Annotated in this window: 13 protein-coding genes; 6 read left to right on the top strand and 7 right to left on the bottom strand. The window is 59.6% G+C overall.

Going from position 1 to position 13,642, the window contains the following annotated elements:
* Nucleotides 1–255: 255 nt before the first annotated feature.
* From GC1_RS19385 to ubiT, 4 genes are read right to left on the bottom strand one after another with little or no spacing between them, the layout of a single operon-like run.
* Nucleotides 256–1,491 carry an NnrS family protein gene (locus tag GC1_RS19385; RefSeq protein WP_019297895.1) on the bottom strand — a complete coding sequence of 412 codons (1,236 nt, stop codon included), beginning with the start codon at nucleotides 1,489–1,491 and terminating at the stop codon, nucleotides 256–258.
* A complete protein-coding gene (ubiV, locus tag GC1_RS19380) occupies nucleotides 1,488–2,393 on the bottom strand; it encodes a ubiquinone anaerobic biosynthesis protein UbiV (RefSeq protein ID WP_019297894.1) in 906 nt (301 codons plus the stop codon). The genes GC1_RS19385 and ubiV overlap by 4 nt, the downstream gene beginning before the upstream one ends.
* A 4-nt stretch (nucleotides 2,394–2,397) precedes the next feature.
* Nucleotides 2,398–3,375 (bottom strand): ubiquinone anaerobic biosynthesis protein UbiU, encoded by a 978-nt coding sequence (gene ubiU, locus GC1_RS19375; protein ID WP_029204990.1) that lies wholly within the window; start codon nucleotides 3,373–3,375, stop codon nucleotides 2,398–2,400.
* Nucleotides 3,375–3,863, bottom strand: coding sequence for a ubiquinone anaerobic biosynthesis accessory factor UbiT (ubiT, locus tag GC1_RS19370; RefSeq protein WP_443136567.1), 489 nt, complete (start codon nucleotides 3,861–3,863; stop codon nucleotides 3,375–3,377). The genes ubiU and ubiT overlap by 1 nt, the downstream gene beginning before the upstream one ends.
* Before the next feature lie 189 nt (nucleotides 3,864–4,052).
* Here ubiT and GC1_RS19365 point away from each other — a divergent pair, with 189 nt between their 5' ends.
* The 5 genes from GC1_RS19365 (at nucleotide 4,053) to GC1_RS19350 (ending at nucleotide 8,044) form a co-directional block, all read left to right on the top strand.
* Entirely contained in the window at nucleotides 4,053–5,561 is a 1,509-nt protein-coding gene (locus GC1_RS19365) for a UbiD family decarboxylase (RefSeq protein ID WP_029204988.1), read from the top strand.
* Nucleotides 5,558–6,124 carry a UbiX family flavin prenyltransferase gene (locus tag GC1_RS19360; RefSeq protein ID WP_019297890.1) on the top strand — a complete coding sequence of 189 codons (567 nt, stop codon included), beginning with the start codon at nucleotides 5,558–5,560 and terminating at the stop codon, nucleotides 6,122–6,124. The genes GC1_RS19365 and GC1_RS19360 overlap by 4 nt, the downstream gene beginning before the upstream one ends.
* A gap of 477 nt (nucleotides 6,125–6,601) precedes the next feature.
* Entirely contained in the window at nucleotides 6,602–7,180 is a 579-nt protein-coding gene (locus GC1_RS19355) for a helix-turn-helix transcriptional regulator (RefSeq protein WP_019297889.1), read from the top strand.
* A gap of 287 nt (nucleotides 7,181–7,467) precedes the next feature.
* Nucleotides 7,468–7,722, top strand: a complete 255-nt coding sequence (locus tag GC1_RS22540) for a hypothetical protein (RefSeq protein WP_152610569.1) — start codon at nucleotides 7,468–7,470, stop codon at nucleotides 7,720–7,722.
* 70 nt (nucleotides 7,723–7,792) lie between these two features.
* Entirely contained in the window at nucleotides 7,793–8,044 is a 252-nt protein-coding gene (locus GC1_RS19350) for a hypothetical protein (protein WP_019297888.1), read from the top strand.
* 76 nt (nucleotides 8,045–8,120) lie between these two features.
* On the opposite strand, the gene GC1_RS19345 is transcribed toward GC1_RS19350, so the two are convergent.
* Genes GC1_RS19345 through GC1_RS19335 form a run of 3 tightly spaced genes read right to left on the bottom strand, consistent with a single transcriptional unit; the run spans nucleotide 8,121 to nucleotide 11,462 of the window.
* Nucleotides 8,121–9,356 (bottom strand): ABC transporter permease, encoded by a 1,236-nt coding sequence (locus GC1_RS19345; protein WP_019297887.1) that lies wholly within the window; start codon nucleotides 9,354–9,356, stop codon nucleotides 8,121–8,123.
* On the bottom strand, nucleotides 9,353–10,126 hold the full coding sequence (locus GC1_RS19340; RefSeq protein WP_237754642.1) for an ABC transporter ATP-binding protein: 774 nt from the start codon (nucleotides 10,124–10,126) through the stop codon (nucleotides 9,353–9,355). The genes GC1_RS19345 and GC1_RS19340 overlap by 4 nt, the downstream gene beginning before the upstream one ends.
* Nucleotides 10,127–10,130: 4 nt before the next feature.
* Nucleotides 10,131–11,462: an efflux RND transporter periplasmic adaptor subunit gene (locus GC1_RS19335; RefSeq protein ID WP_019297885.1), complete on the bottom strand. Its 1,332-nt coding sequence runs from the start codon at nucleotides 11,460–11,462 to the stop codon at nucleotides 10,131–10,133.
* 323 nt (nucleotides 11,463–11,785) lie between these two features.
* Here GC1_RS19335 and GC1_RS19330 point away from each other — a divergent pair, with 323 nt between their 5' ends.
* Complete coding sequence (locus GC1_RS19330; protein WP_237754641.1) at nucleotides 11,786–13,360, top strand: SGNH/GDSL hydrolase family protein; 1,575 nt, start codon at nucleotides 11,786–11,788, stop codon at nucleotides 13,358–13,360.
* Nucleotides 13,361–13,642: the final 282 nt, after the last annotated feature.

The following is a 13,642-nucleotide window of genomic DNA, read 5'->3' as shown; positions in this document are numbered from 1 at the left end:
GTTGTCAGGTTTCTTGCCGCGCACGCGGCTGACAAAAGCTGTTCGCCGACAGCATTCCAGCCCCTTGCAATTGCCTCCTGCGCCGGCTGGCGCAGCTTGAACACATCAACGGTAAAGGCCCCCGCGAAACGGCGGCAAGTAGCGAGCCGAATTCCGGTGATATCTTGAGGCAAGAAACCACAAGTGATTGGTGCTGGAGCGACTCTGCAACTGGTGCCTCCAGTGTTTTTCCATCTAGGAAATGAGGCAATCTGTTCACTCAGGTGCCTGGGCTGACGGTTCCGTCGGGTCCTGTGCTATGAGGCGCCGTCCGCTCAGGACGGGCCGGCGGGGCGGGCCGGATAGGGCGGGCAGGAAGCCTGCAATGAAGACAAGCCAGCCAGTGCACCACAACAGGGCTGCGCCAACGGTCAATTTGTCTGTAAGAGCTGGAAAGAGCGGAACTGAGAGGCGAATCCAAGCCGCGGCTCCGTTTAGTAACACCCCGATTGAATAGCTCTTGCTGGCGCGCATCGTCCCGCCGCTGGAATGGGCCCCGGCCCGCCCGGCGATGGCCATAACCAGGCCGGACATTCCACCAATGGTAATGGCATGAATAGCCGTGGAAACCGGGTAACCCGCCAGATCCAGGCCGGTGACGCCAACCAGCAATGCGCCAGCAGGCAGCCACAGAAAGGCAACGTGCAACGCGGCAAGAAGTGGGTTGGAAAGAACAGCCAGAGTTCTCCAGCCTGGTATGGAGCAGAACATTGCCATTGCCGCGGCAACTAGAAGAACATTTGCGGCATTCGCAGCTCCGGCAAGTTTTAAGGCCAGGGCCAGTATGAGCAGAACCTGTGAAACAGCCCGTGTTTTGGGGTATTCCTGTACTTGAAGACTTGAACGGCTGGACAGCGCCAGCCAATTCCGGGTGAAGGCTGGGATTGCCCGTGCACCGATGGAAAACATCAGCACCAGGAACCCGATCAGAACGGATTGCGCAAGGTTTAGGCAAGTCCAGACATTTCCAGCTTTGGCGTTAACCAGAAAAAATGCTTCCCCCAGTCCCAAGGCAAGCACAGCTCCAGCGTAGCCCAGCTTGCAATAAATCCGTGCAGCAGCCAGTTCGCTAAAGATGTATCCGCAAAGGGCAAGGAAAAATGCGCTGTTCAGGAACAGGGCGGCGGCCAGCGGCAGATCCATGGCGGAAGCAGTACGAGCCAGCAGCCAGACAGAAACCAGAGCTTTTAGTGCCGGGCCGCGCAATGGCTGCCGTCCTGTCCAGCCTGGCAGCGCTGTCAGAAGGTAGCCTGCAATGGCAGCGGCCGCAAAGCCGAAAAGCAGCTCGTGGACATGCCATAAAACCGCTGGCTTCAGCCCCGGTTCAGGGAGACCTAACTGAACGCCCAGCGGCCACCAGGCGACAGAAAGAAGCGCGTACAGAAATGCTGAAAGGAACAACGGCCGGTACGGGGCATCCCAGAAAGCGTTCAAGGCTTTGCGCTTGATCACGACGGTATTGGACCCGCGGACCAGGCCACACCGCTTGGGCCTGTCAGGAAGCCGTCGCTGAGACGGGTCTGCGGGGAAGCCTTCTGCACATCCGCGGCAATGGCACCTGGCGCTAGAACACCAGTCACACGGCCGCGATAATTCTGACAAATACGGGTAAATCCCTGAGATTGAGGTGACAGGCGCAAGGCGGAAACTCCGGCGTCTGCGAGTGCCTCGATCTGATAGTCGGTGCAGGCGTAACTGTGCGACAAAGTCTGCACTCCATTCATCGCCATAAAGGGCTGACCTTCCAGCGTCTTCACATCCAGCCCGTCCAGGTCATTTTCGCAGGCAAACTGGCAATTGTCCTTGGTCCTCTTGTGCAGCCGCGCGTGGTAGCAGCGCCCTGAAATCGCCAGCGGCAGCCGACCGTGGCCCCAAACTTCAATGGCGATGCCCAGCTCTCTGCCTGCACGAGCAAGCGTTCTAACCGACGACAGCGGCAGCTCTGGCGGAAGGCAGATACGCGTGGCTCCCAGCGAGGCCAGCCAAGCCAATGTGCCCTCGTTGTAGACATTGACCAGCGGGCCGACGTGAAAACCCATTCCCTTGGGCAGGTACGCCAGTGTTGTCAGGTCGTTGACCTCAACCGTTACCCCCATCGCGGCCAGATCCGCAGTATGCTTTCGCTCGCGCTTTAGTGTTACAAGGGACAGGCTTGTCAGTACAGCCTCCTTGCCCGCCTCGGTTAGAAGGGCCAGCGCTTCGGGGATGCGCTCCTGGTAGAAAGGCAGGCGCTTGGAGCAGACCAACTCGCCCATAACAACGCGGTCAACAGGGGCTTCGGCCAAGGAGCCGTAAAACGCGCTCCAGTCTTCGGCCGGCCAGAAGAATTGGTTCGGCCCAACAGTCAGTTCCATGCGGCTATCTCCAGGTTTTCTTGTAGGCGCCGGTGGTCACGGCCTGGCCTTCTGACAGCCGCGCCAGCATGCCCTGCGGCAGCGGCTGGCCAGCCTCCAGCGCGTCAACGGCGGCGCGGAAGTTGCGCACGACCTGCGCCACATAGGATTTCGAGCGCTGACGCCCTTCGATCTTCAGCGCGGTAACCCCAGCTTCTTTCAGCTGCGGGATCAGCTGCTCTGCATTGAGGCTAACCGGGTCTTCGAACAGGTGCCCGGTTTGGCTGCCAGCAGAGAAACAGCCTTTGCATAGGGTCGGGTAGGGCGCGGGTTCGTTCTTGGCTGCGCGGTGGATGGTAAACCCGCCCAGCTTGGCATCCAGCGCACCGTTTTCGTCGCGGTACTCCACATGGCTAGCGGGGGAGCAGACCCCGTTCATATTGGGCGACAGTCCGGTTGCGTAAGAGGAGAGCGAACAGCGTCCCTCGGCCATCACGCACAGCCCGCCAAAAACAAAGACCTCGGTTTCCACTTCCGCTTCTGCGTTGATGGCGGCGATTTCCGGCACCGACAAAACTCGCGGCAGCACCACCCGTTTCACGCCGAAGGTGCAGGCGTAGAAGTTGATGATGTCGGCATTGGCGGCCGCTGCCTGAACAGACAGATGCAGCCGCAGGCCAGGGTGGTTGCGCGCGGCATACTTCAGCAAGCCAGGGTCCGCCAGAATAACCGCATCCGCGCCGGATTGCGCTGCGTCGTCAATGGCGTGGTGCCATAAGACCTGATCGCCTGCGCGGGGGAATGTGTTGATTGCAACCAGCGCCTTGGAGCCGTGATCGTGGGCAAAACCCACGCCTTCGCGCATTTCTGCACGATCGAAATTGAGGCCAGGGAAGTTACGGGCGTTGGTCTCGTCGTTAAAGCCGCAATAGACTGTATGCGCCCCAGCCTTGACGGCAGCGCGCAGGGCCGCGGGCGTGCCTGCCGGGCAGACGATTTCCATCACCATGCTGCTTCCTCCTCCGGCCGGGCCAGCGAGACACCTGTGCGCCGCTGAGCATAGGCAACGGCCCGCAACAGGAACCGGGAAAATGGCGCGGACATTGCGGCGATCTCCTGCGACAGGTCAAGTTCGGCGTCATCCACTGCGTTGCGCAGCGCCAGTGCCGCCGCAGTGTCGCCTTCAATCACCAGATCCCGCGCAAAGAATAGCGCGTCCCCGTCATAGGTCCCGTGCACCAGCCCCAGAAGCGCGGCCAGCGGGCCGGAAATCCGGGCGTCACCTTCACTTCTGCCGCGCAGGGCGCGGACCTTAGGTTGGCCACCATTGGGTTCAAGACAAAGAACAACGGGTAAATCCGCGGGATCCAGGATGAACCGCTTGCGGCTGTGCTCACCCAAGCGGCGGAACAGGCCGGGGTGGCGATTGGCAATACGCCTTGAGCAGGCCGTGAGCGATAGTGATACCGGAACAAGGGGCGTTAGGCGCAGCAGCTTCGCCAGGGCCGCCGGGCAAATTGGGATTTGTGGCTGGGTGTGTGGCAAAAGAAGTCCTTTCCCGCCGGTAGCTTCAATTGCAGCGGGTCTATGGCCTCACGCGCGGCCAGAGTTTGTCGGCGGACAAATTCGCAGCGGGAAACTTTGCTAGGGATCGGCGGAAATCAGAATTGGAGCGGTCACATTCGTACTCATCCGCCATTCCCCAGCCTCCGCCAGTTTTTGAATTGGTGCCTCTCCACAGGGCAGTTTCAGAGGGTGTCCGACCCGGTCTCCGTGCGCCACCAAATGACAGCGGTGCACCGCACGGTGCTGGAGGCCGGTGGTCCGGTGCTTCAATTCGATCACCCGGTGCTGGCGGGCGGCCAGGTTTCGGATATCCCGGTTGTTTTGAACCTTTTCGGGACATCGGAGCGCGTGGCCGCCGGGCTTGGGGTGCCGCAGGACGGATTGGATAATCTGGGAAGCTTTCTGGCGGCTCTCCGGTCGCCGCCGCCGCCGGACGGGCTGCGCGATGCTCTGTCCCGCTGGCCGATGCTCATGGCGGCTCTGGCCACCCGCCCGAAGATGGTGAAAACCGCCCCGGTTCAGGCCATCGCCTGCGAGGGGGCGGATGCAAATCTGGATATCCTTCCAGTACAAACCCACTGGCCTGGGGACGCCGGGCCGCTGATCACCTGGCCTGTTGTGATCACCCGGCCGCACGGCAGCGTCCCTGAAAACATCAACAGCTACAATGCTGGTGTTTATCGGACCCAAGTTCTGGACCGGTCGAGGCTGATCATGCGCTGGCTGCCTCATCGGGGCGGGGCGGCGCACCACCGCGGCTGGGCAGGGCGGGGCGAGCCTATGCCCGCCGCTGTGGTTCTGGGGGCAGACCCTGCCACGCTGCTGTCCGCGGCGTTGCCCTTGCCGGAAACCGTGTCGGAGCTGACTTTTGCTGGCGCGCTCAGCGGAGCCCGTCCTCGCCTGGTGCCTTGCAAGACTATCCCGCTGTTGGTGCCCGCCGATGCTGAGATTGTGCTGGAGGGCTGGGTGTCTGCTTCGGAAACTGCCCCCGAAGGCCCCTTTGGTGACCACACGGGCTATTACAATCCGGCGGAACCTTTTCCCGTCATGCAGGTGAGTGCAGTGACGCATCGCGAAAATCCTCTGTATCTCTCCACCTATACCGGCAGGCCGCCGGATGAGCCTGCGGTCATCGGCGAGGTGTTTAACCGGCTGGCCCTGCCAACGGTTCGGGCGCAGATCCCGGAGATTCGCGATCTTTGGCTGCCGCCGGCTGCTTGTTCTTACAGGATTGCCATTGTCAGCATCGACAAACGCTACCCTGGGCAGGCGCGCCGGGTGATGATGGCGCTGTGGGGGATGCTGCCGCAGTTCAATTACACCAAGATGATGATCGCTGTGGATGCGGAGATCGATCCGAGGAACTGGGATGACATCGCCTGGGTTCTGGCTACCCGAATGGACCCGTCCCGCGATGTCATGGTGCTGGAGAACACACCGATGGACTATCTCGACTTTGCGTCGCCGCAGCCCGGGTTGGCCGGAAAGATCGGCATTGATGCCACAACGAAAACCGGCAGCGAGACGGTGCGTGAATGGGGCGGGGTCATGCGAGCAGATGCCGAGGATCAGGCTTTTGCCGCGGAACTTGTGTCCCGGCTGATGCCGGAACTGATGTCATGAGTGCGCATAGGGTCGTGCTGGGCGTTTCGGGTGCCTCCGGTGCTGTTCTCAGCCTGGCGGTTGCGCGGCATCTTCTGAATTTGGGAGCGGAAATTGATCTGGTCGCCAGCGCGGCCGCTGAGCGGACCCTGGCTCAGGAATGCGGGGCTGGAGCTTCTGAGGAGTTGAGAGCGATGGCTGCGCGCTGCCACCCCGTGCATGACATCGGTGCTGCCATTGCTTCAGGCTCGGTTCCAGTATCGGGAATGATTGTTGCGCCGTGCTCTATGCGCTCACTGGCCGCCATCGCACATGGTTTCGATGACAATCTGCTGACGCGCGCTGCCAGTGTGCAGCTGAAGGAGCGCAGGCGGCTGATCCTTTTGGCTCGTGAAGCGCCGCTGACTTTGGCGCATCTGCGGAACATGACGGCAGTGACTGAAATGGGTGCTGTCGTGATGCCGCCGGTTCCGGCATTTTACTTGGGGCATGGAACCTTGGAGGAAGCCGCCAGTCAAGTCGCTGCCCGGGCTGTCGACATGATGAATTTATCCGCAGCATGTGCTCAAGCCTGGTCGCCGTAGCAAAAACCACTTAGCACGCTGTTCTTACCATTTGGGCAATCATGCACAGGATAGGCCTATGTTTGCCCCCCTGTCTGGAGGCAGCGTTCAGACGCAGCCGTGCTCTATTATCCTCCTGTGCGGTGGAAGGAGACCTTCCATTCGTCATCAAATAACTGGGGACTGCTTAGGTCCTTGATACCGGCAGAGAGTGAGATGAATTCCGCCGAAAATGCTGCCAGCAGGCAGTACGCCTGATTTACTTTTCGGTGCATTTGAAGTATTGAATGTGTAAGAAGTGCATATGGATTGCAGGACGCTGCTGCCAGCGCGAAAACCTGCCCGCTGATTGCGCTTAGGGGCAAAGATATCACATCTCATTGCAGAGAGTTTTCAGCCGCAGCGGGACCCTATAGCACTTCACCCACGAGGCCAATTCGGGCCAGTCGCGACGACTGGAAACGTGATGAGGGGTGCAGCACGTTGGCTTCTGTATGGATGGAACAATGGACCGACCTGCTCGGTGGCAAGTGCCATGGGCTAATGGCCTTGGACAGGATGGGAAACTTGGCTTTTGTCGACCTGGTCCTGAACGGCAGTTCGGCATGCCAGCTGGTTGTGCACTGGCAAAGCATCCGGATCAGAGACCCGCTGCAGAATGCCAAGTTGTCCCGCCTGATCCGGGCTGGAATTGACTATGATGAGAACTCGGAACAGCCGTTGCCGCCGCCGGTCAAGGTGAAGGTTTCACAGGATAAAACCGTCTATATTGATGTTATTCCCTTGCCTGCGGCGTTCCGTGAAAAACTGGACGGCGCACAGTCGTTGTTAAGTATCCGGCAGGTTGAAGACCTGGATGATGCCAATGCAGATATTTTGCAGCAGGAGTTCCACCTGACACCGGCCGAATCCGCGGTTGCCCTCCAGCTGTCGAGGGGGCTTAGCCTTAAGCAGGCAGCCAAGGCGCTGGGGGTCTCGATCTGGACCGCCCGCAGCCATTTGCGGTCGATCTTCCAGAAAACCAACACCCACCGGCAAGGGGAGCTGGTATCGCTTCTTGCACATATTGAGCATTAGGTTCCCCGGATATTGGTTGTGTTTTCTGTTGCAATTGCGGCCACAGCAGAGGCGCCGGAGCGTGCGCCAATTGCAATGCAGCATCCCCGTCAGATTTGCTGACTGATTCCTGTGATTTGGGGTCCGGCTACGCCGCTCCGGGTGGTGAAACCCCGCCATTCCCGGCTGGCGGGAATTCATCGCTCAATCGAGGGAGACCGCGCGGAATTTTTGTCCTGCAAGTGAGCGATGCGGCACGGCCGCCATTTTGGTTGAGTGGAAGAGTTCGTTAACTTGTGGAGGCTGTTATGAAGAAACTTCTCATTGCTGCGGCGCTTGTGTTCGGGTTTAGCGCTCCCGCAGCAATTGCCGACAATGGTTTGAAGGTTGGGCAGAATCCATATCTGCTGGCAATTGCAAAATGCACTAACAGCGGTGACGGGAACGGAGCCGAGGCCGTTAGACGGACCCGTGATGGCTTCAGGTGCCTCAAAGGCCCCAATGCTTCTGAAGATCATCCGCGCGATCAGGATCCGGGTAACTCTGGCAACGTGCCGGATTGATGTCTGAAGGCCTGCGCATTCCAATGGAGCGTGAGGCTGCCGAATTTTTAGTTAACTAGTGGAGGCTGTTATGATGAAATTTCTTGTTGTTACCGCGCTTGCAATCAGCTTCAGCGCACCTGCAGTTTTGGCTGGCGGAGGCAAGCCAAGTGATCGTGAACTGGCTGAGCGCCGCTGCGGCAACAATGGCGAAGGCAACGATGCTGAAATCCTGAAATACAGTTACAAAAAGAGAACTTGGGTTTGCATCAAAAATGTGGACATTGCCGGGCCATACTTTGAGCCGGACGAAGATCATCCAAGGGATGTTGATCCCAACTGACTCAACTCCTTCCGGCTAGTGGGCCAGATAGAGTTGCAAAGCGTGGCGCCCCTCCTCGTTGGGGCGCCATATTTGTTCACTCCATTCGCAAAGCCGTCACCGGATCCAGACGCGAGGCGCGCCGGGCCGGGAAGAAGCCGAAGATGACCCCCACAACAGACGCCAGGCCCACCGCTCCGATCAGCGACAGCGGGCTAAGGTACACTGGCCAGCCGGCAATGCTGCTGGCGGCATAGGCCAGTCCGGCACCGGCTGACAGCCCGATAAGGCCGCCCAGTAAACACAGCAGCACCGCCTCCATCAGGAACTGAAACTGGACGTCCCTGGCGCGGGCGCCGACTGCCACCCGCAGGCCGATCTCGCGAGTGCGCTCGGTCACTGAGACCAGCATGATGTTCATAATGCTGATCCCGCCCACCACCAGCGACACACCTGCGATCCCGGCCAGCAGCCAGCGGATTGTGCGCGAGGCCGCGTGCTGAGCCGCCATCAGCGCAGCCGGGTCTACAACCCGGAAGTCGCTGTCCCGGCCGTCACGGATCCGGTGCCGCTGCCGCAGCAGCCGGGTGATCTCTTGTTCTGCCCCTGCAACTGCCTGTGTCGACGCAGCCTTGGCCAGAATATAGTCAACCGACCCCCGGTGAACCTGATTGGCGCTTCCAAACAGCCGTTTCTGCGCGGTGGAAATCGGGATGAAGACGATGTCATCCTGCTCGCGTCCGCTGCCGGAGGTGCCCTTTTCCGCAAGGATGCCGATCACCTCGAACGGCACCGACAGGATGCGGATGGTCTGCCCGACCGGGTCGCTGTCTCCGAACAGTTTGTCCGCGGTTGCCTGACCGAGCAGGGCAACCTTGCCGCTGTTGAGTTGCTCCTGTCCGGAAAACATCCTGCCCAGGCGCAGCGGCCATTCGCGGATGGTGAAGTAACCTGCGGTGGTGCCGTTGACTGTGACCCAGGTGTTCTTGTCCCTGTTGATCACCTGCAGGTCTGCCCGCACGGATGGTGCGGCTGTTACCACTTGGCCGATATGCGTGCCGATGGCAGCGGCATCGGACTCCCGCAGGATTGCCGCCTGGTACAGGTCCGCATTGTCATCGCCGCCTCGGTTCAGTTCCGGAACAATCATTAAGACGTTTGCACCAAGTGTCTTGATCTGGCGGCCGATCTCGCGCTGGGCGCCTTCCGCGAACGCGACCATGGCCACAACTGAAGTAACCCCCACGATGATCCCCAGCATGGTCAGGAAACTGCGCATCAGGTTTGCCCGCAGCGCCCGCAGCGCAATCCGGAGGCTTTCCAGCAGCGTCATTGCGGCCGCCTTGGCGGAAGATCTGCGCTGCCATGCCCAGGATGGCGAACAAAACGGGCCACCTTTTGCGCGTCAGCCCTGGATTGCGGTGAGAGCACCAGCTCGTCCGATTTGATCCGCCCATCCTTCATCCGCAGAATTCGGCTTGTGTGGCAGGCGACATCCTCATCATGCGTGATCACTGCAATGGTGCTGCCTGCCTGGTTTAATTCATGAAACAGGCCAAGGATCTGCAAGCCCTTTTCACTGTCCAGCGCCCCGGTCGGTTCATCCGCAAGAATGAGCCGCGGGCTGTTTGCCAATGCCCGGGCAATGGCAATTCTCTGCTGTTCACCGCCTGATAATTGATTGGGAAAATGCGCCCGCCTGTCCTCCAGTCCGACTTTCTGAAGCAAGTCACGCGCCCGTTCCCGGCGTTTGGCAGCCCGTACACCGGCATAGGTCATCGGCAGTTCGACGTTCTCCTGCGCAGTCAGCCGGGGCAAAAGATTGTAGGACTGGAAGACAAAACCGAAGGTTCGATTCCGGAGCCCGGCCCTGGTATCGGCAGCCATGCCTTCCGTGTTCTGCCCGGACACCCGAAAGGCCCCGCTGGTGGGTCTTTCCAAAAGGCCGAGAATGGACATCAGCGTCGATTTGCCAGAGCCGCTGGGACCGGTTATCGCCAAAAACTCCCCTTCACGGATGGTGAAGGAGCAGTTTTTGACAGCTTCTATCCGGGTGTCTCCGTTCTGGTAGCTTCTGCAGATATTCTCAGCCTCTATCAGCATGGTGTCAGCGCCAGTTACGGAGAAACTGCGCAAACCGGTTTCCGGACGCGGTACTGATTTCACTGCTTATGACCAGATCGCCTTCGTTCAGGTGACTGGAAACCACAGCGGTATGGCTGGCATCCTGATCTCCTGTTCCGGCCTCAACAGCCTCGGGCTCACCGGAAGGGCTCAAGCGCCAAAGAACCTGCCGCCCGGCAGCGCTGTCCGCCAACCCCTCTTGCGACGGGTGGTATGACAGGACACTGGTTGGCACCTTCAGCACCGGCGCGGTTTCGCGAATGGCAATGTCGACCAGAGCGGTCATTCCCGGAAACAGCAGTTCGTCTTTGTTTTCGGTGTTCAGCACGACCGTGTAGGTGACGATGTTTTGAAATACTTTTGCTGATTTCCGGATTTCGCTCACGGTTCCCGAAAACCGCTTGGCGGGATAGGCATCAACCGAAAACTCCGCAGATTGGCCGGTGCGGATGCGCCCGATGTCGGTTTCGTCCACACTGACGTGTACCACCATCCGGCTCAGCTCTTCGGCAATCGTGAACAGCTTTGGTGCTTCAAGTGCCGCAGCAACCGTCTGCCCTTCATCAATGCTGCGGTCGATGACCACGCCGTCAATCGGTGACCGGATGGCCGTGCGCTCCAATTCCACAAGTGCCAGCTGCAGGGCAGCCCGGCGCTGCGGCACGTTGGCCCTTGCGCCGGCAAGCTCAGCCTTGGCTCTGGCATGTTCTGCCCTGGCGGCCTCCACTCGCTGGCCGCCAGCCGCTAGCTGCGCCTCCGCTTCGCGAAGCAGTGCTTCCGCGCGCAAGACAGCGCCCTGCTCGTCCTCTACGTCAGCGGCAGAAACAGTGCCGTTTGCACGCAAGGACTCCTTACGGGTCAGACGAGAGCGCGCAACAGACAGATCGGCAGAAGCCTGGTCGATCCGGGCCCGGAAAACCTCCTGCTCCAGCTTGGCGGCTTCGATTTCCACTGCCGCTCGTTCCGAAGTTGCACGTTGCACATCTACAGCTGCCAGTGCAATTTCAACGGCGGCTCTGGCTTCTTCCACACGCGCCTGAAACCCTTCGCGATCGATAATCGCCAGCGGATCCCCTTTGGCGACACGGCTGTTGAACCCGGCTCTGACTTCGGCAATCCGGCCTGAAACCTGCGAACTGATATCAACCTTAACCAACGCATCCAGCGTTCCGGTCGCTGTCACAATTTCAGTCAGAGGGCCGAATTCCACGGGATGTGTCTGATAGCGGATTTCCGTGCGCGCCTCCGGCTGCAGCGAAAAGAAGGCAGTCACGGCCAGCAAGGCCAAAGTTATTGTGAACAACTTCAGCATCATAGTTAACCATGCCCTGTTGCAGCTGAATTTTCAATGTAATCCTGTTTTGTCCTGAATACCGCTTGTTTAGGGTGCTGACTGAAGGGCCATCCGCCTGCTCGCTGGCGCAAAGTTACCGGCAAACGGTCTTGCAAACCTCTTCTGCTGCTGTGTGATGGGCGGTTGCAGCACGCCGGGAATCCTTGCCATGGCGCCGGGCGGCTCCATATTCAGCAATGGCGCGCACGCTTACATGCTGCAGGGCACTGGGTTGAATGTGCCGCGCCGCGTCTTCTTTCGATCCAGCGGCTCGGGTGCTGCACTGATGGTGCCCGAAGGGGGCAATGATGACACCGTTCTCACGCGTGTATTACTTTGGCGACAGCCTGTCTGACGAAGGCAATGCTGTGGACCTTCTTGCGTCGGTCATAGAACCGTTCATCCTGCTGGACTTGATTGCCAGCTTTGGGGGTTTCCCCTCGTCAAGCGACCTGGAGCGTTTGCGAGCCGAGGCCAAAGCCGCCGCCCGGCAGACCATCATAGACAGTTTTTCCGAAGTTGGCCCTGAGGGAGCCGTCACCAACGCGCTGACCCATGCCAGTTACGCCGCCGCCCTCGGCGGGTTTGAGGTTAGGAACTATGCTGTAGCGACGGCAACCGCACTCGGTGACGGTCTACTCGAAGGCTTGATAGATCTCGATGCCCAAGTCGCAGATTTTACTGAGGACGCCTCAGCAGGTGTACCGGTGGAGTCGGCAGCTTTCTTTCTGATTGGAGGGAATGACTTCATCGGCCTTCTAGGAACCGTGCGGGAACAGCAGATAGCGACCCAAGCAGACTTCCTTGCTCTCGCAACGCCGGTCATTGAAGGGCTGATTGCGCAGATCGTCTCAGCCGCCCGCACCGCCAGCGGAGCCGGGGTCGGAACGGTGTTTCTCGCCACCCAGCCTGCGGACGGGTTCTATCCGGAGTTCGATACGCTCTCGCCGGTTCATGCAAGTTTCGCTGACCTCCTGATTGATATTTTCAATAGCAGAATTACGGAGAGCATTGCGGGTCTTGGCACCGAAGGAATCGACGCCAGGGCCGTTGACCTGTTTGCGGTTTCAAAGGCAATTGAGGAGGATCCATCCGGGGTTGGCATTCTCGCAGAACGGACCGACTATTTGATCGACGGGAGCACGTTCGGCAGTGACCAAGTGCTTGCGTGGGACTCCATTCACCCGGCAGAGACTTCGCATCAGATCTGGGGCGCCTACGCCGAATTTGTCATGGGGGGCGGCAAGACAACCCTCTTGGATGATGGCAGCACAGTCTTGCGCAAGGGGGGGGCGGCAAACGCCATTTTTGCGCTGGGCGGAGATGACACCATCAATGGCGGCGGCGGCGCCGACGTTGTGATCGGTGGCAGCGGCAATGACAGGATTTATGGCGCAAAGGGCAAGGATATTCTTCTTGGCGGCAGCGGCAACGATACTGTGAATGGTGGCAGCCAGAACGATATCATCAACGGTGGAGACGGCTCGGATGTTCTCCGCGGCGCAGCTGGGCGGGATGTGATTGTAGACGGGCGCGGCAATGACTTGGTATTCGGCGGGTCTGGCGACGACACATTTGTCTTCACAGAAGACGCGCTCATCGGCGGCGGCGGGCCGTCAAGCGACGTCTTCCGGGGCGGGACGGGAACCGACACGTTGTATCTTGTTCTGGATGAAACCAGCTACACCAGCTTTGAAGCTGGCAACGTGGATGATGTGCTGAGCGAACTCGGAGTTGCCGTGTTCGGGGTCGAGTTCATTCACGCCATTGCCGGCCGCGGCAGCATTTCAACGGCATTTGACAGCTTCGACTGGTTCCGTCCGGCCGATTACTGGGGGGCTGTATCCGCACCGTCCGCCGGGGAGGAATTGCTTGTCTGAGTGCGGGGCAGGCTCGGCCCGCTGTGCAAACAAAAACCTGTGATCCAAGATCCAACTCGTATCTTGTGCACGCCAATACGGGCCAAAGGCTGATCCAGTACTACTCAATCATCAGCACTTCCAAGCCGTTAGTGCTGGCTCGGCCGCCCGTTTTAGATGCCGTTTGCATCCGGGGGCGCATCTCATTGGCAACTGAAGCCAGAATGTTGCCGCCAGGTGTCTTCGAGGGCGGTTAAACATGTTCCCGAACCAACGTGGACTCAGTGTTCGCAATCGAACTGT

The organism is Leisingera sp. ANG1, assembly GCF_000203975.2.
GTDB lineage: Bacteria > Pseudomonadota > Alphaproteobacteria > Rhodobacterales > Rhodobacteraceae > Leisingera.
This window is presented reverse-complemented; position numbering and strand designations above follow the sequence as displayed.

Bases quoted from the DNA above. Each gene is read 5' to 3' on its own strand.
- GC1_RS19355 (WP_019297889.1), top strand. From the start codon at position 6,602: ATGGAACAATGGACCGACCTGCTCGGTGGCAAGTGCCATGGGCTAATG.
- GC1_RS19345 (WP_019297887.1), bottom strand. From the start codon at position 9,356: ATGACGCTGCTGGAAAGCCTCCGGATTGCGCTGCGGGCGCTGCGGGCA.
- GC1_RS19330 (WP_237754641.1), top strand. From the start codon at position 11,786: ATGATGACACCGTTCTCACGCGTGTATTACTTTGGCGACAGCCTGTCT.
- GC1_RS19360 (WP_019297890.1), top strand. From the start codon at position 5,558: ATGAGTGCGCATAGGGTCGTGCTGGGCGTTTCGGGTGCCTCCGGTGCT.
- ubiV (WP_019297894.1), bottom strand. From the start codon at position 2,393: ATGGAACTGACTGTTGGGCCGAACCAATTCTTCTGGCCGGCCGAAGAC.
- GC1_RS19350 (WP_019297888.1), top strand. From the start codon at position 7,793: ATGATGAAATTTCTTGTTGTTACCGCGCTTGCAATCAGCTTCAGCGCA.
- GC1_RS19335 (WP_019297885.1), bottom strand. From the start codon at position 11,462: ATGATGCTGAAGTTGTTCACAATAACTTTGGCCTTGCTGGCCGTGACT.
- GC1_RS22540 (WP_152610569.1), top strand. From the start codon at position 7,468: ATGAAGAAACTTCTCATTGCTGCGGCGCTTGTGTTCGGGTTTAGCGCT.
- GC1_RS19340 (WP_237754642.1), bottom strand. From the start codon at position 10,126: ATGCTGATAGAGGCTGAGAATATCTGCAGAAGCTACCAGAACGGAGAC.
- ubiU (WP_029204990.1), bottom strand. From the start codon at position 3,375: ATGGAAATCGTCTGCCCGGCAGGCACGCCCGCGGCCCTGCGCGCTGCC.